At 42.8% G+C, this 26,312-nt stretch carries 19 protein-coding genes and 1 pseudogene; 14 read left to right on the top strand and 6 right to left on the bottom strand.

All coding sequences use genetic code 11. The features are described from left to right. Positions 1-67: 67 nt before the first annotated feature. Both AC3CKG_RS07310 and AC3CKG_RS07315 read left to right on the top strand, forming a co-directional pair. Positions 68-979: a LysR family transcriptional regulator gene (locus AC3CKG_RS07310; RefSeq protein WP_488529116.1), complete on the top strand. Its 912-nt coding sequence runs from the start codon at positions 68-70 to the stop codon at positions 977-979. A 194-nt stretch (positions 980-1,173) separates the two neighbouring features. Continuing rightward, entirely contained in the window at positions 1,174-2,088 is a 915-nt protein-coding gene (locus tag AC3CKG_RS07315) for a LysR family transcriptional regulator (protein WP_488529117.1), read from the top strand. Positions 2,089-2,155: 67 nt separating this feature from the next. Here AC3CKG_RS07315 and AC3CKG_RS07320 read toward each other — a convergent pair whose 3' ends face one another. Further along, the gene (locus AC3CKG_RS07320) at positions 2,156-3,673 is read right to left on the bottom strand and encodes an arylsulfatase (RefSeq protein ID WP_488529238.1); all 1,518 of its coding nucleotides are present in this window, start codon (positions 3,671-3,673) and stop codon (positions 2,156-2,158) included. 383 nt (positions 3,674-4,056) lie between these two features. Further along, a pseudogene (locus AC3CKG_RS07325) lies at positions 4,057-4,180 on the bottom strand (LysR family transcriptional regulator); the annotation flags it as partial. Between the two features lie 351 nt (positions 4,181-4,531). On the opposite strand from AC3CKG_RS07325, the gene AC3CKG_RS07330 reads away from it, so the two are divergent. Continuing rightward, positions 4,532-6,163, top strand: a complete 1,632-nt coding sequence (locus AC3CKG_RS07330; protein WP_488529118.1) for a mechanosensitive ion channel family protein — start codon at positions 4,532-4,534, stop codon at positions 6,161-6,163. Positions 6,164-6,685: 522 nt separating this feature from the next. After that, positions 6,686-8,410, top strand: a complete 1,725-nt coding sequence (locus AC3CKG_RS07335) for a methyl-accepting chemotaxis protein (RefSeq protein ID WP_488529239.1) — start codon at positions 6,686-6,688, stop codon at positions 8,408-8,410. Between the two features lie 148 nt (positions 8,411-8,558). On the opposite strand, the gene AC3CKG_RS07340 is transcribed toward AC3CKG_RS07335, so the two are convergent. After that, positions 8,559-8,798 carry a PAS factor family protein gene (locus AC3CKG_RS07340; RefSeq protein WP_008217643.1) on the bottom strand — a complete coding sequence of 80 codons (240 nt, stop codon included), beginning with the start codon at positions 8,796-8,798 and terminating at the stop codon, positions 8,559-8,561. Between the two features lie 258 nt (positions 8,799-9,056). Between AC3CKG_RS07340 and AC3CKG_RS07345 the strand changes: the two genes are divergently transcribed. From AC3CKG_RS07345 to AC3CKG_RS07360, 4 genes are all read left to right on the top strand, one after another. After that, complete coding sequence (locus tag AC3CKG_RS07345) at positions 9,057-10,064, top strand: DHH family phosphoesterase (protein ID WP_488529119.1); 1,008 nt, start codon at positions 9,057-9,059, stop codon at positions 10,062-10,064. 479 nt (positions 10,065-10,543) lie between these two features. Next, positions 10,544-12,733 (top strand): immunoglobulin-like domain-containing protein, encoded by a 2,190-nt coding sequence (locus AC3CKG_RS07350; protein WP_488529120.1) that lies wholly within the window; start codon positions 10,544-10,546, stop codon positions 12,731-12,733. A 248-nt stretch (positions 12,734-12,981) separates the two neighbouring features. Continuing rightward, positions 12,982-13,902 (top strand): LysR family transcriptional regulator, encoded by a 921-nt coding sequence (locus AC3CKG_RS07355; protein ID WP_029226004.1) that lies wholly within the window; start codon positions 12,982-12,984, stop codon positions 13,900-13,902. 181 nt (positions 13,903-14,083) lie between these two features. Further along, positions 14,084-16,129 (top strand): TonB-dependent receptor domain-containing protein, encoded by a 2,046-nt coding sequence (locus tag AC3CKG_RS07360; RefSeq protein ID WP_488529121.1) that lies wholly within the window; start codon positions 14,084-14,086, stop codon positions 16,127-16,129. Positions 16,130-16,275: 146 nt separating this feature from the next. On the opposite strand, the gene AC3CKG_RS07365 is transcribed toward AC3CKG_RS07360, so the two are convergent. Together AC3CKG_RS07365 and AC3CKG_RS07370 are read right to left on the bottom strand one after the other, a co-directional pair. Continuing rightward, positions 16,276-17,019 (bottom strand): class I SAM-dependent DNA methyltransferase, encoded by a 744-nt coding sequence (locus tag AC3CKG_RS07365; protein WP_017110687.1) that lies wholly within the window; start codon positions 17,017-17,019, stop codon positions 16,276-16,278. Between the two features lie 179 nt (positions 17,020-17,198). After that, entirely contained in the window at positions 17,199-18,494 is a 1,296-nt protein-coding gene (locus tag AC3CKG_RS07370; protein WP_065103550.1) for a sensor domain-containing diguanylate cyclase, read from the bottom strand. A gap of 229 nt (positions 18,495-18,723) precedes the next feature. Between AC3CKG_RS07370 and AC3CKG_RS07375 the strand changes: the two genes are divergently transcribed. Next, on the top strand, positions 18,724-19,200 hold the full coding sequence (locus AC3CKG_RS07375) for a GNAT family N-acetyltransferase (RefSeq protein ID WP_488529122.1): 477 nt from the start codon (positions 18,724-18,726) through the stop codon (positions 19,198-19,200). A 351-nt stretch (positions 19,201-19,551) separates the two neighbouring features. Here AC3CKG_RS07375 and AC3CKG_RS07380 read toward each other — a convergent pair whose 3' ends face one another. Then, entirely contained in the window at positions 19,552-21,270 is a 1,719-nt protein-coding gene (locus AC3CKG_RS07380; protein WP_488529123.1) for a S8 family peptidase, read from the bottom strand. Positions 21,271-21,775: 505 nt separating this feature from the next. Between AC3CKG_RS07380 and AC3CKG_RS07385 the strand changes: the two genes are divergently transcribed. From AC3CKG_RS07385 to sbcD, 5 genes are all read left to right on the top strand, one after another. After that, complete coding sequence (locus tag AC3CKG_RS07385) at positions 21,776-22,372, top strand: LysE/ArgO family amino acid transporter (protein WP_488529124.1); 597 nt, start codon at positions 21,776-21,778, stop codon at positions 22,370-22,372. 162 nt (positions 22,373-22,534) lie between these two features. Then, positions 22,535-23,191 (top strand): glutathione S-transferase family protein, encoded by a 657-nt coding sequence (locus AC3CKG_RS07390; protein ID WP_102291553.1) that lies wholly within the window; start codon positions 22,535-22,537, stop codon positions 23,189-23,191. 485 nt (positions 23,192-23,676) lie between these two features. Then, positions 23,677-24,249, top strand: a complete 573-nt coding sequence (locus AC3CKG_RS07395) for a porin family protein (protein ID WP_102327538.1) — start codon at positions 23,677-23,679, stop codon at positions 24,247-24,249. Between the two features lie 154 nt (positions 24,250-24,403). Further along, positions 24,404-24,817 carry a VOC family protein gene (locus AC3CKG_RS07400; protein WP_488529125.1) on the top strand — a complete coding sequence of 138 codons (414 nt, stop codon included), beginning with the start codon at positions 24,404-24,406 and terminating at the stop codon, positions 24,815-24,817. Positions 24,818-25,036: 219 nt separating this feature from the next. Beyond that, positions 25,037-26,308, top strand: coding sequence for an exonuclease subunit SbcD (gene sbcD, locus AC3CKG_RS07405; RefSeq protein WP_488529126.1), 1,272 nt, complete (start codon positions 25,037-25,039; stop codon positions 26,306-26,308). Positions 26,309-26,312: the final 4 nt, after the last annotated feature.

A 26,312-nucleotide genomic window follows, 5' to 3' on the forward strand; every position in this document is an offset into this window, starting at 1 on the left:
CTGTAGGGAGTGACGATGGGGCATTCTTTACTTTAGGGAATGATCTAAGTAACACGAGAGAGAGGACATGATGCTGGATATCAATTTGTTGAAGACGTTTGTGACGCTAGCGGAATACAAGCATTTTGGTAAAGCGGCCAATGCACTGCACATGACACAACCCAATGTGAGTTTGCACCTAAAACAACTGGAACAACTTACACGCATCAAGTTAATAGAGCGAAGTCCGTTTCAACTGACTCAAGCAGGCGAAAGGCTATTAGAAACGAGCCAAAGAACGTTACTCGAACTGCAGATTTGTCAGGCCGATCTCAATGCGATTAACGATCTCAAAATAGGGACGTTAACCATCGCTGTGAGTGACATCATTTCTCGATTCTTATTGATCCGTCCTTTCCAGAAGTTCAAAGCGCAGTATCCGGGTATTGACCTTACCTTGTTGAATACCACCTCATCTCAGGCATCGAGTTTAGTTAAGAATGCTCAGGCGGATCTTGGTTTCGTGATTGCGAAAGAACAGCAAAACGAGTCGCTGTATTTTACCAAGCTGCAAGAGCTTTCATGGTGTGCGTTAGGCGATGGCCTCGACATGCAAGACTCTGATAGCAAGATCGAAAACGAGGCTAAAGACGACGATGTAGATACTGAACTCACCTTGATTCTACTTGGCCACGATACGAGAACCCGTGATTTCATTGATGAAGGTTTGCCAAGCCTAAACTTACCGAATCACAGGGTAATGGAAGTAGGGAGTGTCGACGCTCAAATCGATTGGGCAGAAGCAGGTTTTGGAGTAGCTATCATTCCTGAATTTGCAATATCAACTAAGCAACATTTGAACTCAAAAGTGACGCCATTAACGAACTTCTCTAGTACGAGCCTCGGCTATATTGTGAGGCAGAACCAAGTCTTGTCTAAAGCGACCAAGCAGTTATTAGGCTGGGTGAATGATGAGATTATTCTGTTACAAAACAAATAAACGCCATCACTGATTTTGAGTTACCTGAGCCTGCCAAGTGTGGGCTTTTTGTGTTCTGTTAATCATCGTTTTCTAGCATGCTAATTCGTAGGTGACTTCCCAAAATAAAAGGGTCGTTAATGAAGTGCTTGGTTGATACGGTATAATTCAATGATATGAAAGTTACTTTAGTACGCTAGTTTGGTAAATAGAGCATGAAAAACACTGATTTTAGTCTGATCCCGTATTTTGTTGTCATGATGGAAGAGCTCTCTATCTCGAATACCGCGAAACGTTTTGGCGTTACTCAGCCCGCAATTAGTAAGGCGCTTAACCGACTAAAAGAAACCTATGATGATCCGTTGTTTGTGAAAACAAAGGAAGGTTATAGACCGAGCAGTTTTTGTTATGACATCTACCCTCAGATAAAACAGGCCTACGATGCCTTTGAATCGACTTTTCCAAGTAAGCGAAAGTTCGACCCAACAAAAATTGAAAGGTCGTTTAATGTCGCTTGTATTAGTGGTGCAACTTATTCATTGATGAAGCGTGTATCCGATATCCTCTATGCGGAAACACCAGATATCGGTCTTCATATTGACCCTTATTATACCGCAGACATCATTCTAGACCTTCGCCAACACCGATATGATTTGTGTATAGTCCATACGCCTATCAACGACCCTGCAATGGAATGTATTCAGCTCTCTAGCGAACCTATGGTGGTTGCTTATGATAAAAACCACCCTAGATTAGGGAACGAGATTACGTTGGAAGAATACCTTGAAGAGAAGCATGTTCTTCATAGTATGTGGGATACCAAAGAATCGCCGTTAACCAAAACCAGTAAGTATGCGAAAAGTAGAAAGGTTGCACGAAAGGCGCCTGGCCCATTTGAAATGCTTGATATGGTAAGAGGGACGGATTGGCTTTGTATTAGTCAGAAATCGATACTTGAAAGGTATGGCCTGCTGGATGATTTTAAGCTGTCGCCTTTACCGTTTGAATCGGATCTTGGTACTGAGTATCTGGTGTGGCACAAGAGTCGTAATGCAGATATGGCGCATTCATGGTTTAGAAAAAAGATTGTTGATGCCTCACAAAAAAAGCCCCAGTGGGGCTTTAATTAGTCAGTTATCTTTAATGGTCGGTAGCCGGGTTATCTAGCTGTTGCTCCGCTGTTTAACCCTTGCTCCGCTATTTCGCGTTTTGTGCTTGCATCTGCTGAATTAGCTTTTGCATTTTTAGCGTGTTGTAATTGATATCTGCGGCGCTGAAGCCTTGGCCTTGTTGCATTGGGTAATCGTTTAGAGAGCCCATGAACTTAATCACTTCTTGAGACATTGGTACGAATAACCACATGTTATCTACCATCCAACGAGTGTACATGCCAGATTCTTTCGCTGCGGTTTCAAACGGGTCCATACGTAGGTTTGTAATTGAAGCCCAAGCAGGAGCTTGACGAATAGCCGATTGCATTGTGCCTTCCATCATCGCGAAGCTTGCTTTCCAATCGTTCCAACGAAGCGCATTGAAGTCACCGTTTGCAGAGAAGTAGAAAATAGTTTCACGAGGTGATTTTTCTGCCTCTCCTTCAAAATATGGCATGAAGTTCGAGCCATCTAAGTGAACACGCCAATCTTTATTATTTAAAGAAACACCTTCTTTAAGGTCTTCAACGATAGAGTCATTACCGGCAGCAGCAGCTAGTGTAGGTAGCCAGTCTTCTTGAGACATTAGCGCATTAACCGCAGAGCCAGGTTCGATTACACCAGGCCATTTCACGATTTGTGGAACACGCATGCCGCCTTCGTAAGTTGTGCCTTTCTCACCGTGGAAAGGAGATGTACCGCCGTCAGGCCATGTGAACTTCTCTGCACCGTTATCAGTAGAAAGGATAACAATCGTGTTGTCAGCAACCTCTAAGCGTTCAAGAGTATCAAGTAATGCGCCTACATTGTCGTCTAATTGAGCCATACCATCGGCATAGATGCCTTGACCAGAAATGCCGCTGTAATGTTCGTTCAGACGAGTCCAAACGTGCATACGAGTCGAGTTGTACCAGATAAAGAACGGCTTATCTTCTTTTACAGATTTCTCCATGAACGTGATAGCCGCTTCGGTAAAGTCCTCATCAATGTTTTCCATACGAGCGCGAGTCAGTGGACCCGTATCTTCGATTTTGCCATCAGAGGTTGCTTTAATAACGCCACGAGGCCCGTAGTTCTTTCTGAATTCTGGGTCTTTAGGATAAAAGTAGGTTTCAGGCTCTTCTTCCGCGTTTAAGTGGTAAAGGTTACCAAAGAACTCATCAAAACCATGGTTTGTAGGAAGGTGTTTGTCTTGATCGCCTAAGTGATTTTTACCGAATTGTGCAGTGGCGTAACCTTCTTCTTTAAGAGCATCACCAATGGTAGGAGCCCAGTCAGGAATACCGTGTGCAGAACCTGGCATACCGATAGTAAGTAGGCCCGTACGGAATGGGTGTTGACCCGTCACGAACGAAGCACGGCCAGCCGTACAAGATTGTTGTGCGTACATATCCGTAAAAATAGCACCCTCATTAGCAATACGGTCGATGTTAGGCGTTTCGTAGCCCATCATTCCACGGTTGTAAGCGCTAGTGTTGTAGTAACCAAGATCATCTGCCCAGATAGCAAGAATGTTCGGTTGGTCTGCCGCAGCGACGCCTTGAGCAACGCTTAGTGCACCCATTGCTAACACGGTTTTGGTTAATTTAGTCAAGGTAATGTCCTTTCTTTAGTTTCTATTTGTTTATAAAGAAAATACCAATTTCGCTTTAACTCAGAGGACTACTGGGTATGAATTCTAGTTAATTGAAAGACTACCTTGGTGGAGATGCGCCTTCAGAAGGCTGGTCAGAAGGCAGGTGCAGAGGCACTGAAGAGGCGGTTTGGTTCTAGGAAGAGAAAAGCAAAAGAGACAAGATCTGGAATAGTTTGAAAAGCAGAATAAGTAAATCGTAACCGGTAAAGCCATTGAGAACTTCACCAAAGGAAATCTAAATAGCTACTTATTGGTTTTGTTAATGGACGTTTCTATGATTTCGAGTAACCATTTAAACTTGGCCGAATGTTGATATTTTGGCTAACAGCAGGAGTCGTAACGCAAAGTTTTTCGCTGGCTTTTCTTAGGCTTTGTTTCTTGGTAAATGGTGATGAACACCTTTAATAGATTCAAATCGACATTATTAAATTCCACGGTATCACCATAAAGTTTTGCTTAACCAATCCTTAAGTTTATGTGAATTCAGTTAACGGAACTCGCTTTGTATAGTATTGGCACGTTTACGCATTAAGTCGTTCCACCTTATTAATTACGGCCGTTGGCTGACGAATTTGCGGCGATCTACCACATAACACCACGATCCAACGTACCAGGGCTTAATGGCCTGTTAATCGACCAAGAATTACGGATTAGAACAATAGAGTTCAACAAATTAGTAGCGAGGGGTAGGTGCTCCTTTCTCTTGTTCAATTTAGGGTCTTAGTCGAGTTCATTTTCAATATTTATCACGATCAAGGAAGTCATTACATCAACTAAGGCATGTTAATGATTCAGCAATATAGAGTTAGAGCTATAACAACTTTTATTTTTATCCTCTTATCGATAGTTAGTTCTATCGCTAACGCCGCTTCATTAGAAGAAATACAATTGTCATTGCTCATCGATGTATCTTCATTAGAGCAAGCGCACCAAACCCAAGATATCGCGGAAAATGAGCAAGAATTCTTAGAGAACATTTTGAGAAGAAAGAATGATCATTTCAGAACGCATTTATCACAAAATCATGCTCGACAAAGTACAAAAGAGAGAGCATCAAACCTTTTATTATCTCAAGTTGAGTTGCTGCAGCGCTTGCTCAATCTGAGCGAGAGTAAAATCAATACATTGGCGTACGACTTTCGCGCTGCAAGTGAAGAGCACAGAGGGAGCTTGTTTGAGCAACTTCAACGTCGCTCAACGCTTATGGATACTTACTACCAGCAGTTGATGAAAACCTTGGTTGAACTCGAACCTCATGATATTGAATTGGATACCGCTAAGTTACAGTTCCAGCAATCATTGGACGAAAGAGTGAACTTTCTTACCAACATCATTTTGTACAAAGAAGCTAAGATACTTGAATTGGAACAGCGCCGTACCTTTATGAAGGACGATGATGAAGCACTAGCCAAAGCTCTTGAACTACAAAATATAGAATTCGAAATCGTGATCCACAGCTTCAAGTCTGCGATTGGAATCATGGATAGACTCGATGTTGATACTACAGACCATCTCGCGTTACTGGATCAGATCAAAAGACACCTTCAAAAAGACGTCTTGGATGTAGATGTCGCTTATTCCTTTCTAGAAGACACTGTGGTGTCTTTTCGGCTGTGGTTAGTTGATAAAGCACCATCACTGTTCGTTCGACTATTACTGTGTTTCACCATACTGTTTGCCGCAAGAAAGATTGCGAACATTGTTGCGACTGGTGTCGGAATGAGCGTAAAAAGCGCCAAGATGAACTTCAGCGTGTTAATGCAAAACTTCTTCACATCAATAGCTTCTAAAGCCGTGATGTTTATTGGTGTGCTGGTGGCGCTATCTCAGGTGGGCATTGAACTAGGGCCGCTTCTGACCGGTCTTGGTGTGGCGGGTGTTATAATCGGTTTCGCCTTGCAAGATACGCTCTCCAATTTTGCTTCTGGTGTGATGATCCTTATCTATCGTCCTTACGATGTCGGGGATCTGGTCAAGGTGAATGATATTCAAGGCACCGTTAACAAAATGAGCTTAGTGTCGACAACGATTCAAACGGTTGATAACCAAAGGTTGGTTATTCCCAATAACAAGATTTGGGGCGACGTGATCAATAACATTACGGCAGAACACATCCGAAGAATCGATATGGTGTTTGGTATCGGCTACAAGGACGATATCGATAAAGCTAAACAACTTTTTATGGATATCTTGCTCGCTGATGAACGAGTCTTACCGACGCCAGAGCCAATGGTAAGAGTGCACTCTCTCAATGACTCATCCGTCGACTTTATTGTGCGACCATGGGTCAACACCAGTGACTATTGGGAAGTGTATTGGGATATGACCGAGAAAGTGAAAAAAGCACTCGATGCAGAAGGAATCTCAATTCCATTCCCGCAACAAGATGTGCATTTGTATACCCATAATTCAAATTAGATCGACATTACCTGAATTTACAGTCAAAGCCATTTCTGATCGGGAAGTGGCTTTTTAATTTGTATCGAAAATACAACGAGTTCAAACAGAGCAAAGAACAGAGTTCCTCGTAGGCAATAATACGGTTTAGCAAAAGGGAGCAAACGATTTTCGCAAACATGAGAATAAGCCGTAAATAAAATTTCGCCTATAAATTAATCGCAAGCCAAAAGTAACCTCAATTCAGCATGTTACCTAGGATTGAGGCTATACATAGCCTACAAGCGTTGTTGCGCTGTCCCCAATTTTTGAATTGATAACTGTACATGTTATTAAATTGTGTTATTGATAAATCTAATTTTTAGTAAGGCAGTGAAGCGTCAACAGAATGAATGTCACATGCTTTGTATGTGGAAAAAACAAGGTCTATTCAAACGTTTCTTACTGAAATTTGAGTCTATTAAAATAATACTAATATCAAGAGCTACATACATGAATATAAAGAAAAAGCTGTATTCGTTAGGGATGTTTTCTATCTTAGGGATGGTTTCACTCCTTTTCACCACATCACAATTCGCAGACACCACCGCTCAAATGAGCGAAGCCAAACAAATAACCAAAGAACTCGAAGTGCGATTGCTCAACCTTCGCCGCAACGAGAAAGACTTCTTATTACGCAGTGATTTGAAATACCTCGACAAGTTCGATGTTAACTACAACAAATTCCTAGCCTCTGAATCACAACTTAACACCGTGCTGAACGACTTGGGTTTAGCGAACAGCACACACTTGCGTGAAGATATTGAAACGTACCACACAAGCTTTGTTAACCTAGTCAAAGCCAGTGAAGTCTATGGATTAGCACGAGACAGAGGCTTGCTTGGTCAATTTCATGAAGTGTTAGACAGCATAAGTGCGACGGCCAGCGCTGAACAAAAAGTCGAGCTGTACTTATTCAACGATCTGATTGAAAAGGGCACATTCGACCCGAGTGTTCTGTCTATTACCTCTAGTACGGGTAGCTCTACTGCTTTGATAGATGCTGCGCGTCAAGTGGTTGAGCAGAAGCGTGTGATTGGCATAAAGCATAATGAAGGTCTGTTAGGACAAGCACGCTCAGGTTCTCACGCGATTGAAACTCAATTCAAAGAGTTCTCTGCCGTGTTAGAGCAAGAAACCCAACAAGAGATGGACAAACTGTCGCTGATCAACAACATCCTTTGCGTCACGTTACTTGTGTCGATCATTCTGTTCAGCTGGTTAATCGTCCGTTCTATTATTGGCAAGATTGAGTCATTGCTTTCAGTGATCCGCAATATCGTAGATTCTAACGATGTGTCGATTCGTTCACACCTAGATGGCAAAGACGAACTGAGCACGTTAGGCCAATACTTCAATCAATTACTTGATCAACTTGAAGGTCTTATCGCGGCATCTCAATCTAAGTCACTTCAACTGACTCAAAGCACGTCTAATATGCATGATGAGCTAGAGTCGGTCATTAAACAGTTTGAAGTGCAAGCCAACCACACCTCGACCATGACGACATCGGTACAAGAGATGGTGTTAACGATTGGCGAGATTTCAGAAAGCACATCGGTTGCCGCTGAAGGTGTACATCAAGCGAAAGTGAATGCGGATAAAGGACGTGAAGTGGTGGTTGAAACCATCAGCAACATCACCCAATTGTCTGAGCGCCTTTCAAGCAGCCAAGATTCGATCAGCTCACTGAACCATCATGTTGATCAAATCGGTGATGCAGTAAACATCATCCAAGGCATTGCAGAACAAACCAACTTATTGGCACTAAACGCAGCGATTGAGGCAGCACGTGCCGGTGAACAAGGCCGAGGCTTTGCCGTGGTTGCAGATGAAGTTCGAGCTCTTGCAAGCAGAACGCATCAATCAACAACCGAAATCACCAGCGTTGTGACAGCTATTCAAAGCCAAATGAACGCTTCGATGACCGAGATTGGTGAATGTAATCAACAAGGTCAACTAACTCTGAAAGATTCAGAAGAGCTAGATGCAAGCTTGCAGCTTATCTTAAGTGATATGGAAAGCATTCAAGGCAACTCAGAACGTATTGCATCAGCGATTGAAGAGCAGGGCGCAGTGATGGCGCAAGTGAGTGACTCAATCACCGAGCTAAACACCATCTCAAGTGACAACAACGCATCAGCTCAACACTGTTTAGTTGAGGTTGATAAGGTCGCAGAGCAAGCCCATGACATGGATAAAGCCGTGGCGCAGTTCAAAACGTCGTAACATTCCTGGAACTAACTAAAACCAAAGGCGCAGATAATCTGCGCCTTTTTTGTATCTGAAATTCACTAATCAAATGACGCGAACGAAAAAACGGCCCTAACTGGGGGAAGGTTAGGGCCGCTGTGTTACGTATTTTAAAGAAGGAGATTTACTTGCTTCGGCCTTCCAACACATCCAGTGCCAGCTCAACCGCTTTATCAATATTGTCGCATCCCGCTAACTTACCTGAGCTGATAGGACCAAGCACATTAGCGTATAACGAGAGCTGCTTGTTAAATGGCAGGCTCAACTGCTCATATAAACGCTGGCGAATCTCGGCATGTTGCTCAGGAGCGTGAGCAGCAAGGCTTTTCAAAGTGTCATAAACAAGAGTGGTGGTAGTGTTCATTCGTCTCTTTATCATTTAGTGGGAGGCGTCTATTTTATAATCTTTATGGGCACTTTTACTGTGATATATGTCATACAATATTATTAATGTTTTATGTCTTTTTAATCGAATGAGAATAAGGAATTCCAAAATAGACTTAAGTATCTGTGAAATAAAGCTAAAATTTTGACAGGCTATAAAGCATAGTAACGAACTTACGATAGAGCCTGCTTTAGCTTACTGTAATGGGCGGCTGAATCTCACAGTAAAAGGAACAACATGCACTACGACGTATTCAATGGAGATGCAGATGGCATTATCGCTTTGCTGCAACTGCGCCTAAATGAGCCAAAAGAAACTGTACTGATCACTGGTGTAAAGCGTGATATCAAGTTGGTTTCTCAAGTGGTCTCTAAATTGGCGGAGCAGGGCGATCAAGCGGATGTTGCGTCTGTTACGGTCCTAGATGTATCGATGGAGAAGAACCTTCCGGCTTTACACTCGTTACTTGAGGCTAACGTTGAAGTGTTCTATTGCGACCACCATCGCACAGGCGATATACCTCAGTCTAAGCATCTTGAGACTCTAGTTAATACGGCACCTGAATGTTGCACCAGTTTGTTGATAAACCAGAAGTTAAAGGGTGAGTATGTTGCGTGGGCCATTGCTGCTGCCTTTGGTGATAATTTAAAAGCGGTAGCTTCACAATTAGCGTTAGAAAATGGCTTTGACCGATCCCAAACTGATTTTTTGGAAGAACTGGGTACTCTCATTAATTATAACGGTTACGGCTCGTCACTCAGTGACTTGCACTTCACGCCAATCAAGCTTTACCAAGCTCTCTATCAATATCCGAATCCGTTCGCTCTCTTAGATGACAAAGATTCAGTTTTTTATCGTCTTCGTACTGCTTATCAAAATGACAACCAACACCTATCAAACCTAGTACCAATATATGAGAGTGAAGTCGCGCGTGTGTTTGAATTGCCAGGTGAGACTTGGGCAAGGCGTATTAGTGGTGTCTTTGGCAATGAAATCGTTAATCAAGACCCAGACCGTGCGCAAGCGGTGTTAACTAAAAACCAAGATGGTGAATCTTATACTGTGAGTTTGAGAGCACCGTTATCAAATAGAACGGGAGCAGACGAAATTTGTTCTCGTTTTGAAACGGGGGGTGGAAGAAAAGCAGCAGCTGGCATCAATCAACTCACTGAAGAAAGTAAGGTGAATTTTATTTCACTGATTGAGGGTTATTATTCACATTTAGGCGAGTGTATCGATAGTTAATTCTCGATCTGATAACTGAAAATACAATAATTGTCACCTACATCTTTGGTTGTTCGTGTGCACATCTAACATACGTACAGCTAATAGACCTAATCAATTTTAGTGACATCACTCGCAATGCCAGATCTCCATTAGGCCAGTAAGTATAAGGGTTTCTAGACCTTTTACTCTTATTTTTAGCCGAGCGTGTCCACTTAACTATTTTCACACATTTATCTTAATTACCTATGTGAATTAAGATTCTAGATTCATTTACCCTGTCAATGATTTAGCTCAACAAATCAATATTTTAGCATTTCAATTTGAATGAAAAGTCAAAATCATATTGATTCTTATATTCAATCCGTGACTTAAAATCACAAGTTAAATCAAAGGTCATCTTTTCTTATAAATTCCATTACTTGTCTATAAATATTCATGGCTAAAATGAATTGATTCGGTTGTGATGGGCACAGCTGTTGAGTAAGGAAATGGAATTGATGTTGAAACGTAAAGCTCTGCAATTAGCGGTATCTGTCGGAATGGCCGCAATGTCTGGCGCTGTTTATGCGAATGGTTCAGATATGACGAATCCAGATTCTGGTGTCGTAGTCGGTTATTGGCACAACTGGTGTGATGGTGGTGGTTACCAAGGTGGCAATGCGCCTTGTGTGACATTGGACGAAGTGAACCCAATGTACAACATCGTGAATGTGTCATTCATGAAAGTGTACGATGTGGCTGATGGTCGAATCCCAACTTTTAAACTGGACCCAACCATTGGGCTGTCAGAACAACAATTTATTGACCAAATCTCAGAACTCAACAAGCAAGGTCGTTCTGTCCTGTTAGCTCTAGGTGGTGCTGATGCGCACGTAGAACTAGAAACCGGAGATGAAAGAGCCTTTGCTGATGAGATTATTCGTCTGACTGAGCGTTACGGATTCGATGGTCTGGATATCGATCTGGAGCAAGCCGCGGTAACCGCAGCCAACAACCAAACTGTTATTCCTGATGCGTTAAAACTGGTGAAAGACCATTACCGTGCTGAAGGTAAAAACTTCCTCATCACGATGGCGCCTGAATTTCCGTATCTAACGTCTGGTGGTAAATATGTACCATACATCGACAATCTAGAAGGTTACTACGACTGGATTAACCCTCAGTTCTACAACCAAGGTGGCGATGGTATCTGGGTTGATGGTATCGGTTGGATTGCACAAAACAATGATGAATTGAAAGAAGAGTTCATTTACTACATTTCTGATTCTCTAATCAACGGTACTCGTGGCTTCCACAAGATCCCACACGACAAGTTAGTGTTTGGTATCCCTTCGAGCATTGATGCTGCAGCTACGGGCTTCGTGCAAGATCCTCAAGATCTTTACGACGCATTTGAGACCTTAACGACTCAAGGCCAACCTCTGCGCGGTGTGATGACGTGGTCTATCAACTGGGACATGGGAACCGATAAGAATGGCCAACAATACAACGAACAGTTCATCAAAGATTACGGCCCATTTGTACATGGGCAAGTGACTCCGCCACCGGTTGAAGGGGAGCCAGTGCTGAAAGGCGTTGAAAATGCCCGTGTTCTTCATGGCAGCGCATTTGACCCAATGGAAGGTGTCACTGCAACAGACAAAGAAGACGGCGATTTAACGTCTTCAATTGATGTTGAAGGGTATGTTGAAACAGCAGATATTGGCACTTATGTTCTGACGTACCGAGTAAAAGACAGCGACAATAACGAGACAACCAAAGCTAGAACGGTAGAAGTTTACAGCCAAAAACCAGTATTCGATGGCGTATCTGATACGACAGTAATACTTGGTACTGCATTCGACCCAATGGCTGGTGTGACGGCGAATGATGCTGAAGATGGCGACCTAACGAGTTCTATTACACACACTGGCAGTGTCGATGTGAATGAAATGGGCAACTACTCGCTTGTATATAGTGTGACAGACAGTGCGCATCAAACCGTCACTGCTGAACGTAAAGTGTCTGTGACTGACGGTTCTAACTGTGCCGCTGCATGGGATGCCGACACCGTTTATGTTGAAGGCGACCAAGTTTCACATGACGGTTCAACGTGGGCAGCCGGCTGGTATACTCGTGGCGAAGAGCCGGGAACAACAGGTGAGTGGGGCGTTTGGAAACAGGTTTCAGATTCTTCTTGCGGTGGTAACCCTGATCCGGGTACAGATCCTGAACTTGAAGTTTCGGGTCTCCAGTCTGAATACGCACCTGATAACGGTGATGTCCGCTTGGATCTGACACTAACGTCAAACGAAGCAATGGATGTGACTGCAATGGTGCTAAATAGTGCAGGTACTTTAGTTGAACAGACTAAAGTAAACCTCGTCGATAGCCAAACAATCACCATCGTTTTGAATGACGTAACTGAAGGCCAATACTCACTTGAAGTTGTTGGTACTGCATCAGATGGTGAAATGGTCATGGTGAATAATTCGTTCTCTGTGAAAGACGGTGGCGGTACTACACCACCTCCAGGTGATTACCCTCCTTATGAAGCGGGCACAAACTACGCAGCAGGTGACATTGTAGTGGGCAGTGATAATGGTTTATACGAATGTAAACCTTGGCCATACACGGCTTGGTGTGCAAGCGCATCTTACGCTCCTGCAGAAAGCCAATACTGGCAAGATGCTTGGACAAAGCTGTAAGCCAGCTAGATTTAGCGGTAGACGCTAGAGACACAAAGTAAACGATATAAGAGAGGCTATATGCCTCTCTTTTTTGTGCCTGCAATTCATGACGATGTAGGTTTGGCTTAATTAAAACCGATTTGTAATCTCAAGCTTGAGTATACGCCTTGCTCTAGATCAAAATAAGAGTGATTATCAATTGTATTAATAGGTTGATAGATGCACTATGCGCACAGTGAATTTTCAATTTTGTGAATATCTAAATAATGAATCTAGCGCAAGTCGACCTTAACCTCCTAGTCATCCTTAAGCACCTTTTAGAAGAAAAGCATGTGTCCAACACGGCATTGGCACTCGATATGAGTCAGCCAACGGTGAGTCGTTCGCTGCAAAAACTGCGCACTGTATTTAACGATGATTTGTTGGTGAGAGCGGCTTATGGCTATGAATTGACGCCAAAAGCGGAAGCGATTAAACAAGATCTTAATTCTGTACTTACGCGCTTAGAAAAGCTGGTTCACGGAGACGTATTTGAACCTCAGACTAGTGATAATACCGTTCGTTTTTTTGGCTTGGTTCCTCAGGTTTCACACTTGTTGCCAAAAGTCGTGGCGCAAATTCGCAAACAAGCACCGAACATGGTGGTTGATATTGACTCCATCCCTAAACGTCACTTCGAACCTTTGTTGTCTGGCGATGCGCACTTCGTCTTGTCAACGCATGAGCCGTTAAGCTCTGAGCAAAACCTGTATCGAATGTTCGTTATTAGCCGTGATTATCGCTTATTGATGAGCAAAGACCATCCGTTGGCAGACAAAGAGATCACAGTCGATGATTTACTTAACAGCCAACTAGGTCAGATTTCGCTGCAAGGTGACAAAAAACTCTCCATTGAAAATCGCTTTAAAGATTTAGGCTTGATTGATAAACAGCGCCAACTATCGATTCCGATTCAGCTGTCCAATTTTAATATTGCTGCGGATATCGCTGAGACGACTGACATCATATTTCACTTACCGACACCGTTTGCCACACAAGCCGCTAATCAAAGAGATTTAATTTGTAAACGCGTACCTAAAGCCATCAGAAGCCCGTCAGAAGATGTGTATCTATATTGGCACAAACGTTTCCACAATGATCCTATGTGTCGATGGGTTCGCAATCTATTTAAAGAGATATATACCTGATTCATCTGGGTGGTGAATGTGATTTTAATAATGCCATTGAAATGAATATGACTTTGTTTTGTTATTTGAAAGGTGAATAGCGAGAATCAATTTTTGGTATGAAACTTTCGTTGATAAGAATGGTACTAGGTTGTTTAATGCAAACCATTATCATTACCAATCACATATAAGAATAAATATCATGTCTGAGAGATCTCTTTTGATTCGCAAACCTCTTTTGGTTCGTAAACCCCTTTCGATCGCAGTCGCTGTTATTTGTACGTCACTTTCGGCTAACGTGTTAGCGCAAGAAGAAGCACAAGCTACCGATGAACAAATGGTGGTTACGGCAACTCGTACTGAGATGGCACTAAAACAAGCACCAGCTTCAATGTCGGTTATCACCGCTCAAGATATTGAAGACAGCCCTGGCATTACCTTGGCTGACATCGTTGCTGAATCAACGAGTGTTGAGTCTGACTTCGATAGCACACGTGCTGGCCGTCAAATGATCTCTATTCGTGGTATGGATTCTGATTACACGCTTATCATGGTCAATGGCCGTCGTTTAAGCTCAGCAAGCGCTATTATCCGTGGTAACGACTTCGACCTTTCTACAATTCCTGCTGATTCAATCGAACGTGTTGAAATCATCCGTGGCCCAATGTCTGCACTTTACGGCTCAGATGGCATGGGTGGCACAATCAATATCATCACTAAAGCTCCAGAAAATGATTGGAGTTCGACACTAAGCATGGACACGTCTTCACCGCTAGATGGTGATGGCGGTGAAGAGTACTCGATGGGCTTCACTACCTCTGGTGCTCTAATTGAAGATGAATTGTTTGCACGCGTTTCTGTGAACCAAACTAGTCGCAATGCATGGCAACCATACACTGGTACACACAGCTCCGGTTACGATCGCTCAGATGTTACCGCTTTAGAAGAACGTGACACACTAAGCTTACTCGCAAGCCTGACTTGGAATGCGACAGACAACCAAACGATCGACTTTGATTTTGGTTACAGCGACGACGAACGTGACGGTTTAGCTGAATACGCTACAGGTGCAAACCCTGTTGATAGTAAGGTTGTACGTAACAGCCAAGCGATTACGCACAGTGGCTTTTGGAGTTGGGGTGATACGCAAGTACGTTATTCTCGTGAGAACGTGACTGATAATGATGCTGCTGACTCTGATACTAACTACAGCAGCGATGTTGAAGAGTTAACTCAAATCGTAGAAGCGTCTGCAACAACTTATCTTGGCGAGAATCACACTGTAACATTTGGTATGGACTACCAGTTAAGTGAATTAACCAACAAAGAAAACCTCGTTAATGGAACATCAGAAGCTTACCAAGGTGCATTGTTTGTTCAAGACCAATGGTTGATGACTGAGCAGCTAACGGCAACAGTCGGTGGTCGTTTGGATAAGCACGAATTGTACGGTGAAGAGTTCAGTCCTCGTGTGTATCTAGTTCATCAAACGACCAATGACCTCATCATCAAAGGTGGTGTAGGCAAGGCGTTCAAAGCGCCGACTTTGACGCAAAACCAAGCAGACTATCAAGTGAATAGCTGTAAGGGCGCTTGTGATTTATATGGTAACGAAGACCTTAAGCCTGAAACTAGTTGGAACTATGAGATTGCGGCTATATACAGTCAACCTCGTTGGAATGTCGAAGGTGCTTTGTTCCGTAATGAAATTAACGACCTTATTGACCGTGACGATACATACTGCGAGAGCGGTGGTATGTTTGAATCGGGTAAAGGGTGTGCGGATAGCTCTAGCTCAACTGGCTATGTGAAAGGAAAACGTACTTATACCAATGTTTCAGAGGCTGTGGTTCAAGGTGCTGAACTGACTGGTCAATTCCAAATTACCGACGAGTGGGGCGTGTCTGGTAACTACACGTTCTTAGACACAGAAGACAAATCAACAGGTGAAGAACTGCTTGAGCGTTACAAGCATTCAGGTTTAGTAAAGCTGAACTGGAGCCCAACTTACGATCTAAACACGTTCATCAGCGCTCGCTACCGAGGTGAACGTAATATCGAAACTGATTTGACTCAAGATGCTTACACGACACTGAACATTGGCGGTGTATATAACATTAATGATTCAGTTAGAGTACGCGCAGGCATTACTAACTTGACTGATGAAGCAGTATCTCAAGAACTTGAGAGCATGGGGTATGTGGAAGAGCCACGTACTTACTATGTAGGTATGACTGCCGATTTCTAACCTGGTATGAGTAATTTCACTCGTTAAATTGATAAGCAATAAACAAAGAACCCACACAGGCTAGATACTCTATAAAGAGATTGGCGAGTGTGGGTTCTTTTGATTTGGGCGCTCGTAACTAGAGTGAGCCTAGGTGTAGAAAAGTGTTAGCTTTTTACACAAGTGATCAAAGCATTGCCTGACAAGTTATCCCATGGAAGTAACTTATCGTAATCGTGTTCAAAGATATGAACCTCGAAGTAAGGCTTCAGTATTTCAATCAACTCTTTAAACGAGAACGCGACCATAGGGTGTTCATCATTCCAAATTTGCGTTTCACCCGCAGTTGTCTTTTCAATGCTGAGTTTCAACGCTTGCTTGCTACCTTCACCGGAGTAATACCAACCTGAGCGAAAGGTGAAATCATCTTGTTCTTGGTTGGCCGTGTGTCGAACAAACAAGTCATTGCTGATCTTCTCTTTGTCGACCACGTTGAAGCAGAACACACCTTCGGGTTTCAAGGCTCGGTGCACGCTTGCAATGCACTCTTTTAGTTTCTCGAGACCATCGTTGTAATGGATTGAATACAAGAAACAGGTGATCAAGTCGAGTGGCTCAGAGACTTCAAAGTTACTCATGTTTTGCACGGAGAAGTTGGCTTCAGGGCAACGAACTTGAGCAATATCGAGCATCGGTTTATTCAGGTCAAGGCCATTACTTTGATAGCCGTAATCAATAAAATGACGAACATGTGGCCCTGTACCACATCCAAGGTCTAGGTGGGTTTTTCCTTTATTTCCAAAAATCTGATGTAGCCTACGAACGCAGTCACTCTGCGCTTGGTAGTCAATATCGACACACATTAAATCATAGTAACCAGATAGGTCGGTATAGAGTGCGTTGGCGGACATGTTTGCCTGCAGCATAAGCTGAAAAAATTGGGGTGGCGCATCATATACTGAAATGTTGAAATCACAACTAAATATTCAATGACCTATGGGTTTTTATACCGACTTTTCGTTGTCAAAGCGTTTTGTTCTTTAGGCACTTTTAGGATTTGTAATCTTTAAAATCGTCATGGAGCATTCTGTTATCCCAATGCTTCAACGCACACCGCATCTCTATTAACTGACACTCGATTCTTACCGTTAGTTTTGGCGTTATAAAGGGCATCGTCCGTTACGCGAATTAAGGTGTTAATCGAACTCGTCGAATGGCAAATACAATGGTTGGTAATGCCTATACTGACGCTCGATGTAAACTGTCGGCGGTTAAACCCATAGAATGTGTGTTGACTGAAGTCGTGGCAAATTCTCTCTCCAATAACTTGGGTTTGTGTGGGGTTGGCATTAGGGATAAAGACAATGAACTCTTCTCCACCCCAACGACCAATCACACCGTTCAAGGCCGCGACATGCGTTTTGATGGTGTTTGCTAGCTGTTTAATCACAGTATCACCAACGGTGTGCCCAAATTTATCGTTAATTAACTTGAAGTCATCAATATCAAGTAATAAACAAGACATCTCCATGTTGTGATGAGCTGGCTTATTTAACCAATCATAAATCGCGCGGCGGTTAAAGACATCGGTTAGATCGTCATGCATTGCACGGTAAAGCAGTTCTCTTTCTAGCTCTACTTTATCGGTCACTTCTTCAAGCACGACTTGGATTGCGTCTTCACCTTCCCAATTAATCACGTTGTCATAGAGATTGAAGTACTTCTTTGTCCCATCAAAGCACTGATTGATGACGACAGAACTAAAGCTAGGTGGATTGCCGTTAAGGATATTATGGCAACGTTTTATTGCCGATTGGCGTTGTTCTTCAGGAACGATTGAAATAACCGACTCCATAGATAGCACATGTTCGATCGAGGTCGCCCCTTGTTGTTCAACCCAAGCTTGGTTGACCATTAAAGGTTTGAAATTGCGATGAATTAAAATGCCCTGTTTTGATGTACAGAGCAGTTCCCGATACATCCGGTCAGTCTCGTTACGCTTGCGTTCGCCTTCGACCACTTGTGTGATATCAATGAGCGTAACTTGTAAGGCGGGTCGGTTATTCAGTTCGATAACATGTGAAAGGCAGAACACGGATATGTTACGGCCATTGACCGGGATATCCGTGTAGACTTTTCCTTTATTAAGTTTGCATTTGATGGCTTCAAGGTATCTCTTCTTTGCGAGGCTTTGGTGCCCGTTAGGTACCAAAGCGTAGACAAAGTCGATATTGTCGAGCAGTTCTTCTCGAGTGGTGTAGCCAAAAATTTTAGCGATGTTATCGTCAACATCAACGACTCGGTGATCTTGTAGTGTCATATGGCCTTGTGTTGAATCGAAATTCTGACAGGGCATTGTGGTGGTTAAATCTAGTTGAATACTCATATGTTCCTGCTACTTTTTCACTGAACTGAACTGAACTGAACTGAACTGAACTGAACTACGTGTTGTTCCTTAGGCGCTTTGATCGCAAGAGTGTAATGGAACACTTTTGTGACGAGACTAGACCAGCAAAGTATGCTATCTAAGTATCAATCAGTTTGGCATTTATAACTTTTTTATTAATCAGTAATTTTACCCAATCAAACGAAGTGATAAGGAGAGCACAGTGGTCATGGGAACAAAGGAAGTCATAGACATTAAAATAGACGATTTGTCCGGCGGCGAAGTTATCGTGTTATTAGAAGAACATCTTGCCGATATGTATGCCACGTCTCCGCCTGAGAGCGTACATGCCCTTGATCTTGATGGTCTCAAGTCGCCAGAGATAACGTTTTTCAGCGCTTGGAAAGACAGTCAATTACTAGGATGTGTTGCCATCAAAGAGCTTGATACTCAACACGCGGAGCTTAAGTCAATGAGGACGTCTCAGTTTGCTCGAAACTTAGGTGTGGCTAGTCAACTTTTACAACACGTTTTAGATACAGCAAACGCTCGCCAATATCGACAAATCAGCTTAGAGACTGGTTCAGAAGATTACTTTAAACCGGCCCGTAATTTGTACGAGAAGTTTGGCTTCGGATACTGCGAACCCTTTGCGGACTATGAGTTAGACCCTTTCAGCAAGTTTATGAGTATCGAACTACGTTAGAAGTCACTACATCGTAATAAGAGATTCCCTATCACGTTCGTTCCTCACTGAAGGGAATGATGAGGTGGGGGGTACTTTCCCGTAGAGAGTGACGCGGTTGTAGTTTCTGTAGTCAGGAATAACGAAGACAATATTCACGCTATTTCCTCTCGTCATTCCAGAGTCGAGGGATGAGGTATCTGGAATTTCTTACCGCAAAGTGAGGTTCTTTATCACGTTTGTTCCTCACTGTAGGGAATGACTAGCGGGGTGTATCTCGATGACTGGTACTTCTATTTTGCTATTGTGAAAAATAAAAAGGTTGCTCAGAGCAACCTTTTTCTTGATGAGTCAATAGATAAACTGAAAGTGTTAGCGAGTTTCTAGCTCTGCGAAAATAGCTTCAGCATCCACAACACTTCCTGAGATAGAAAGGGTACTGAACGGAACCAAATCTTCAGGGCTCGATGGTTTGTTAACAAGCAGCTCAGGGTAGACTTTTGATTCACCCATCAACATAGCTTTCAACTCTTTGACTGACAAATCTGGGTAGCGTGACCAAACTAATGCTGCGACCCCAGACACGACAGGCGCTGCCATGCTTGTGCCACTTTTCGAACCGTAGGTGTTACCAGGTGTGGTTGATAAAATGCGGTACCCAGGTGCAAACACATCAACCGATTTCTGACCGAAGTTACTGAAGCTCGCTACTAAGGTTTCGTCTGCGTATTTCGCAGATGCACCCACATCTAACCATGTTGAAATAGGCTTTGAACGGTAGTGCTTCGCGTAGCGGTTTGGAAAGCTTGGTTTGATGTCGTTATCGTTGCGGCTGTTCCCCGCAGAGTGAACGATCAAAACGCTTTTACGAGCCGCGTAACGGAACGCGTGGTCGACGATGTATTTACGTGGCGAGTAGCTTTTACCAAAGCTCATGTTAATTATCTTCGCGCCATTATCGACGGCGTAACGCACTGCATTGGCAATGTCCTTGTCCCGCTCATCGCCATTTGGCACCATACGTACCGCCATGATTTGAGCATGATCTGCCACACCATCAATACCCACTAAGTTGTTACGCTCTGCAGCGATGATTCCAGCAACGTGTGTACCGTGAGAACCGACAGGGCCTTTCACATCGTTGTTACCATAGCCTTTTTCCCAAGGGTTCGAGATGTCATCCCAAACAATATCGCCACGCGTGTCGAGCTCTAAGTTAAGGTGGAAATCCAGAGAGTCTTGGTAACGGCTACGACGTGATTCCAGATATTCAAATGAATACCATGAATCAAACAGACTCAAAAGCCCTTCAGCAGCGGTTACAACGCTAGCATTCTCACTATCTAACAGTGTTTTCAGACCGTTAGTAGAAAAGTCTTTTTGATCGACGAACTGAAGAATCTGTTCTTTGAACTCATTGGCTTGGTCAGTTGCTGTCGTTACACGATTCAACGCATCTTGGTCATCTTTTAGAGACGACAAGTAATCGGATTCAACACCTTGATAGTACTTACGTTTCTTACGCGGAATCCAATGTCCGTTCTCTTTTAACTCAAGGTACTTTTTGTATTCTCTAGTGACTTCGAGCGTGTCCTGGTCAACGTTAATGCCTAACGAGTTACCCAAAAAGTTCCAGCCGTGGACATCGTCAATGTAACCATTGCCATCATCGTCAATCCCGTTGTCTGGGATCTCGTCTTCATTGGTCCAAAGTTTGTTTTTGAGGTCTTCGTGTTCAACGTCGACACCTGAATCTAGAACGGCTACGATAACAGGTTGTGGCATAAGAGGGGGCATTAGGTAGTCATACACAATATCTGAACCCACGCCTTGAAGTCTTGTGTAGCTCGCCGATAAGTTAAACCAATCGCCGCGTTGTTCATCTGCGTTACTCATCATTCTCATAGAGAAGAATGAAGGTTGAATGGTTTCTCGTGAGTAGTCCTCAACAATCGTGCCTTTTACATCTTGAATAAAAGGAGAGTTGGCGGGTTGTGGCTCTGGGCTACTCTCATTCAGAGTCGTTGCTGATACGTGGGTCGAAGCCATAATAGCGAGGGCTATTGTGGTAAGTCTTTGTCCGTGATTCATCTGTGGTGCATCCTTATCATTGTGCGACTAGATAGTTGTGCGACTAGAGCTGACTCCTTTGAAAATAAGTGTAAAAAACACGCAGTAAGTCAGTTTCGTGAGAGGGAAATGCCCGCTCAAAACGCAGTTAAAAGGTAATATGCAATCAGACTTGTATCATTCGCTTGGTCAATGAAATGGTAGGAAGATCTCACTGTGAACGATTTTTAATTCTCAAAGTTTGAGCTAAATTCTATTAATAAAATCAATATTTATAAAATATAGATTGAAATTAAAGATGTTTAAAATCAATTGATTAGTTTGTTAGTTGGCGATTTTGGGGCAGGGGCTATGAGTATAAAAAGAAGCGGTGGTGAGTCTTTGAACTATTCGAAACTGGTTACTTAATTGGCCTAATACATACCTAACGTGTCTCTGATAGACAATAGGTTCACTTGTTAATAACATGATAAATGGGCATATTGTGGCCAACTATCGTCGTTACTACTTTTAAAGACCTTTTCTCATGTCGACTTACTTTGCTGGTTTCTCTCTGGGGCTTTCGCTGATTCTTGCGATTGGTTCTCAAAATGCATTTGTCTTAAAGCAAGGCCTTAAGAATCAACACGTTCTGGCGATTTGTGCTGTGTGTGCTATTTCGGATGCACTGTTGATCAGTTTCGGTGTAACGGGCTTTGGTGCGATCGTTAAACAGTTTCCACAAATTGAGCAATTTGCTCGTTTTGGTGGAGCGGTCTTTTTAGGTGTGTACTCTTTCTTAAGTTTTCGGTCGGCATTCACGGAAAATCACGCTCTAGAAGCAAGTGTCGAAACCAAAGACTCGTTAACTAAAGCGATTGCTATGTGTTTGGCGTTCACTTGGTTAAACCCACATGTTTATTTGGATACAGTTGTCCTATTGGGTTCCATTTCAACGCAATATCAACCTAGTCAAATGTTGTTTGGCGCAGGGGCTGTGTCGGCTTCGTTTGTGTTCTTCTTTTCGCTTGGTTATGGGGCACGATTCTTGGCGCCATTGTTTAAGAATCCACGAGCCTGGAAGGTGTTGGAGTTTGTCGTCGGAGTGATCATGGCGTCAATTGTGTTATCTCTGATCGTTTAGCCACCCGTATTTAGGTATTCAAACTTACTACCTAAAGTGACTACCTTTAGTTACTTCAGTAATTAATTATTTCTACAAATAACGAATTAATTTTCGTCTTTTGAATCTGGCGTTCGTCTTAAGGGTGTAAACAGAAATTAATAACCTAATTCGGAGTCGAAAATGATTAAATTGATTAGCTTTAAAAATTGCCCATTTGTTCAACGTGTTATGGGTTCTCTCGTAATGAAGAATGTGCCGTTTGAAATTGAATATATTGAACTTAATGACAAGCCAAAGTGGTTCTTAGATATTTCGCCAAACGGTCAAGTGCCAGTGTTAGTAACAGAAAACGATACTGTGTTATTTGAATCTGACGCGATTGTCGAATATCTAGATGATAAATATTCACCTATTGAAGAAGTAACTGCTGAGCAGAAAGCATTAGACCGTGCTTGGTCTTATCAGGCGAGCAAACATTACATGCCACAATGCGGCACAATGGGAAGTAAAGACAAAGAGACTTTTGAAACACGTTTAGCGAACCTTCAAAAAGCCTTCCTAAAAGCCGAAAACAAGTTAGGCAATACAGAATTCTTTAAAGGGGATTATATCTCTAATGTCGACATCGCTTGGTTACCACTGTTGCACCGCGCGTCAGTAATTAAAGAGGGGTCAGGCTTTGATATGCTCGAAGGCTTCCCGAAAGTACAGAAGTGGCAAGCGGCGCTTATTGAATCTGGATTGACCGACAAAACCGTTCCTGAGGATTTTATCGAGAAGTTTAGTGGCTTTTATTTAACGAACAATTACTTGGCAAGCCTAGCAGAAGCTCGTTAGTAATATGTAGTCATAACTTGAAATATATTTTAATAGCATAGCACTCTAAATAAATTTAGATAAAAAATAAACTCACTCTATTTGACGATAGTGTGAGTTTTTTAATATCAGGAGCTAGGTTAACGAAAGGGAATTCGATATATAGAGAGTTGAAATAGAGCAAAATAAGATATTTTAAATTAACGGGTTAGGTTAGTTGTCATCATGAGTTTACGGTTTTTCGCCACTGATTTATCCATTTTATACTTGATTAAAATACCCAGTCTCATAATTAAGACTTATTGAATGTCGTCAATTGTTCATTTGATGAACGTAAAATGTTGTGATAACTTCCCATTCACTCCGTAAATGAACAGTGTTTTATTATTCATTAGGGGTTGCTTATTTATTATATTTTAAACGGTAGCGCAACATTTGGAATAGTGTCGGATAACGATTTCCGGTTGGCCAACGCTACTACAGGACAAATTAAAAAGGGTATTTTCATGCTTAAATCAACATTTCTACTGGGCCTAGTCGGCTTGGTTTCACTTCCTACTTTTGCTGCTGGTATTGAAGGCGGTCCATACATTGGTGCTGGCCTTGGCGTATATCAAGATTCAGACACGGATGGCGGTGGCAATTTAGACGCAGAAAGCATGGGATACAGCCTTTACGGTGGTTACCAATTTAACCGTATCGTTGGTATTGAGCTTGGCTATACAGATTACGCTGATTACGAGTCATATGGCACTAAGGTATTCTCACCAACATCATTTTCTGTTGCAGCAAACCTAGGTTACACCTTCGACAACTCAATCCGTCCATTCGTGTTAGCGGGCTTGAGCTATGTCGATCTAAACTCAAACAGCGCTAGTGCTTTTGATGATGACTCTGGTGCAGGCTTCCACTTCGGTGTTGGTGTTGAATACACACCAGTAGAAAACCTGACACTTCGTCTAATCTCGCAAGCCGATGCAGTAAACATTGAATTCTTCGATAAGCAAACTGGTAATAGACTGCAAAGTCGCGATGTTGCGTTCAGCACAGTAACACTGGGTGCTTCTTACAACTTCTAATTGCTTAGCCGTTTAATTATAGAAATAGCCCATGTTGTCGAGCGATAACATGGGCTTTTTTATGGGGCATGTGTTCGTAAATTATGGGGCAATAGATTCGTAAATATAGCCATAGTGTGTAGAATCCTATTTTTGTCAAAATCGAGAAATACAGATGTCTGAACCAATCCAACAGCAAATCGGAAATATCGCGCTCGTCGTGGATAACTATGATGACGCGATCGAGTTCTATACCAAGAAGCTTCAATTCACTTTGATCGAAGACACCAATCTAGGTGGTGGGAAACGCTGGGTACAGGTATCTCCTCCGAATTCAAACGGAACTAACCTATTACTGGCTCAAGCGAGTAATGAAGAACAGAAACAGTCAGTGGGTAACCAAACCGGCGGTCGCGTTTTTCTGTTTCTACAGACCAATGACTTTTGGCGTGACTATGAGTTGATGAAAGCCAATGGCGTTGTATTCAACGAAGAGCCGCGAGTGGAAGAATACGGCACTGTGGTTGTGTTCCAAGACCTCTACGGCAACAAGTGGGACTTACTTCAGTTAAATCGCCCCAATCTTTAAGTTTCAACTTAGCTAGATTTACACATCAAAACCGCTCTAACTTTGAGCGGTTTTTTTATATAACAAGTTCCGATTGATGGCACGTTGAGCACGAATCCTCGAAAGCCCGAAATTAGTTGTTTTTCACAAGCTTATAAACGGGGAAATAATGCTAACTCATTTGGTAGTTGATCGGTATTTTGGTAAATTAAAGCTATTACCGACTTCCAGTGAGCAACAATGAAGATCCTTCACACGTCAGATTGGCACCTTGGCCAAAACTTCTACAATAAAAGCCGTAAGAATGAGCACGAACGGTTCTTACAATGGTTACTTGAGCAAGTTACTGAGCACAACATCGACGCGATAATTGTTGCTGGCGATATTTTCGATACCAGTACGCCACCAAGTTATGCTCGTGAAATGTATAACAAGTTTGTCGTCGACTCGAATAAGATCGGTTGCCAATTGGTGTTATTGGGCGGCAATCATGATTCAGTATCTGTGCTTAAAGAAACTCAGCAATTACTGAAGTACATGGGTGCCGACGTGATTCCCAATACCAATGAAGAATACGCGACTCAGGTTGTCGAACTCAAAGGTAAATCTGGCGATGTAGAAGCGTTGGTGTGTGCGATTCCGTTTATTCGCCCTCGCGATGTATTGACCAGCCAAGCCGGCGTTACTGGTGTTGAGCGTCAAAAGCAATTAGGTGATGCTATCAAACAGCATTATCAAAGTGTCTATGACGCCGCTGTTGCAAAGCGTGCGACGTTTGAAAATAGCGACAATATGCCAATCATCGCAACGGGTCACTTAACCGCAATGGGCGTTAAGCAGTCTGATTCTGTACGTGATATCTACGTTGGTAATCTAGATGGTTTTGCTGCTGATGGTTTCCCTAATGCGGACTATATTGCCCTCGGTCATATCCATCGCCCACAAGTTGTCGCGAAGCGTGAATACATTCGTTATTGCGGTTCACCTATTCCGCTCAGTTTCGATGAGCTGAAATCTCAAAAGCAGGTCTGTGTGGTTGAGTTTGTCGAAGGCGAACGCACCATTTCACAGCTGGCTGTTCCAACATTCCAACCCCTTGCTGAAATCAAAGGCGATTTGAACGAAATCGAGTCTCAATTAAACCAATACATTGGTGTGGAAGAAGGGCAAAGCGTATGGCTGTCGATAGAAGTTCAAGCTCAGGATTACTTGTCTGATTTACAGGAGCGCATGCGAGCGCTAACAGAAGGCTTGAATGTCGAAGTACTTCAATTAAGAAGGGCCAGAGAACGACGTAATCAAGGGTTAGAGCAAGAGTCTGCTGAAACTTTATCTGAGTTAACTCCAATGGATGTGTTTGAAAAGCGTATTGCTTTAGAAGAGTTTGAAACGAATTCTGAAAAAGCACGTTTAGAACGAATGACTATCAAGTTCAAGCAAGTGATGGAAGAAGTCTCTTACGGTGCGGATAGCCAAGAAGAAATAGAAGAGCCCAAAGGGACTGGTGAGTAACGAG

Source organism: Vibrio sp. QJM3NY_15 (assembly GCF_057785995.1).

Excerpts from the sequence above, each read along its gene's own strand:
- AC3CKG_RS07310 (WP_488529116.1), top strand. The coding sequence starts at position 68 with ATGATGCTGGATATCAATTTGTTGAAGACGTTTGTGACGCTAGCGGAA.
- AC3CKG_RS07315 (WP_488529117.1), top strand. The coding sequence starts at position 1,174 with ATGAAAAACACTGATTTTAGTCTGATCCCGTATTTTGTTGTCATGATG.
- AC3CKG_RS07320 (WP_488529238.1), bottom strand. The coding sequence starts at position 3,673 with ATGGGTGCACTAAGCGTTGCTCAAGGCGTCGCTGCGGCAGACCAACCG.
- AC3CKG_RS07330 (WP_488529118.1), top strand. The coding sequence starts at position 4,532 with ATGATTCAGCAATATAGAGTTAGAGCTATAACAACTTTTATTTTTATC.
- AC3CKG_RS07335 (WP_488529239.1), top strand. The coding sequence starts at position 6,686 with ATGGTTTCACTCCTTTTCACCACATCACAATTCGCAGACACCACCGCT.
- AC3CKG_RS07340 (WP_008217643.1), bottom strand. The coding sequence starts at position 8,798 with ATGAACACTACCACCACTCTTGTTTATGACACTTTGAAAAGCCTTGCT.
- AC3CKG_RS07345 (WP_488529119.1), top strand. The coding sequence starts at position 9,057 with ATGCACTACGACGTATTCAATGGAGATGCAGATGGCATTATCGCTTTG.
- AC3CKG_RS07350 (WP_488529120.1), top strand. The coding sequence starts at position 10,544 with ATGTTGAAACGTAAAGCTCTGCAATTAGCGGTATCTGTCGGAATGGCC.
- AC3CKG_RS07355 (WP_029226004.1), top strand. The coding sequence starts at position 12,982 with ATGAATCTAGCGCAAGTCGACCTTAACCTCCTAGTCATCCTTAAGCAC.
- AC3CKG_RS07360 (WP_488529121.1), top strand. The coding sequence starts at position 14,084 with ATGTCTGAGAGATCTCTTTTGATTCGCAAACCTCTTTTGGTTCGTAAA.
- AC3CKG_RS07365 (WP_017110687.1), bottom strand. The coding sequence starts at position 17,019 with ATGTCCGCCAACGCACTCTATACCGACCTATCTGGTTACTATGATTTA.
- AC3CKG_RS07370 (WP_065103550.1), bottom strand. The coding sequence starts at position 18,494 with ATGAGTATTCAACTAGATTTAACCACCACAATGCCCTGTCAGAATTTC.
- AC3CKG_RS07375 (WP_488529122.1), top strand. The coding sequence starts at position 18,724 with ATGGGAACAAAGGAAGTCATAGACATTAAAATAGACGATTTGTCCGGC.
- AC3CKG_RS07380 (WP_488529123.1), bottom strand. The coding sequence starts at position 21,270 with ATGAATCACGGACAAAGACTTACCACAATAGCCCTCGCTATTATGGCT.
- AC3CKG_RS07385 (WP_488529124.1), top strand. The coding sequence starts at position 21,776 with ATGTCGACTTACTTTGCTGGTTTCTCTCTGGGGCTTTCGCTGATTCTT.
- AC3CKG_RS07390 (WP_102291553.1), top strand. The coding sequence starts at position 22,535 with ATGATTAAATTGATTAGCTTTAAAAATTGCCCATTTGTTCAACGTGTT.
- AC3CKG_RS07395 (WP_102327538.1), top strand. The coding sequence starts at position 23,677 with ATGCTTAAATCAACATTTCTACTGGGCCTAGTCGGCTTGGTTTCACTT.
- AC3CKG_RS07400 (WP_488529125.1), top strand. The coding sequence starts at position 24,404 with ATGTCTGAACCAATCCAACAGCAAATCGGAAATATCGCGCTCGTCGTG.
- sbcD (WP_488529126.1), top strand. The coding sequence starts at position 25,037 with ATGAAGATCCTTCACACGTCAGATTGGCACCTTGGCCAAAACTTCTAC.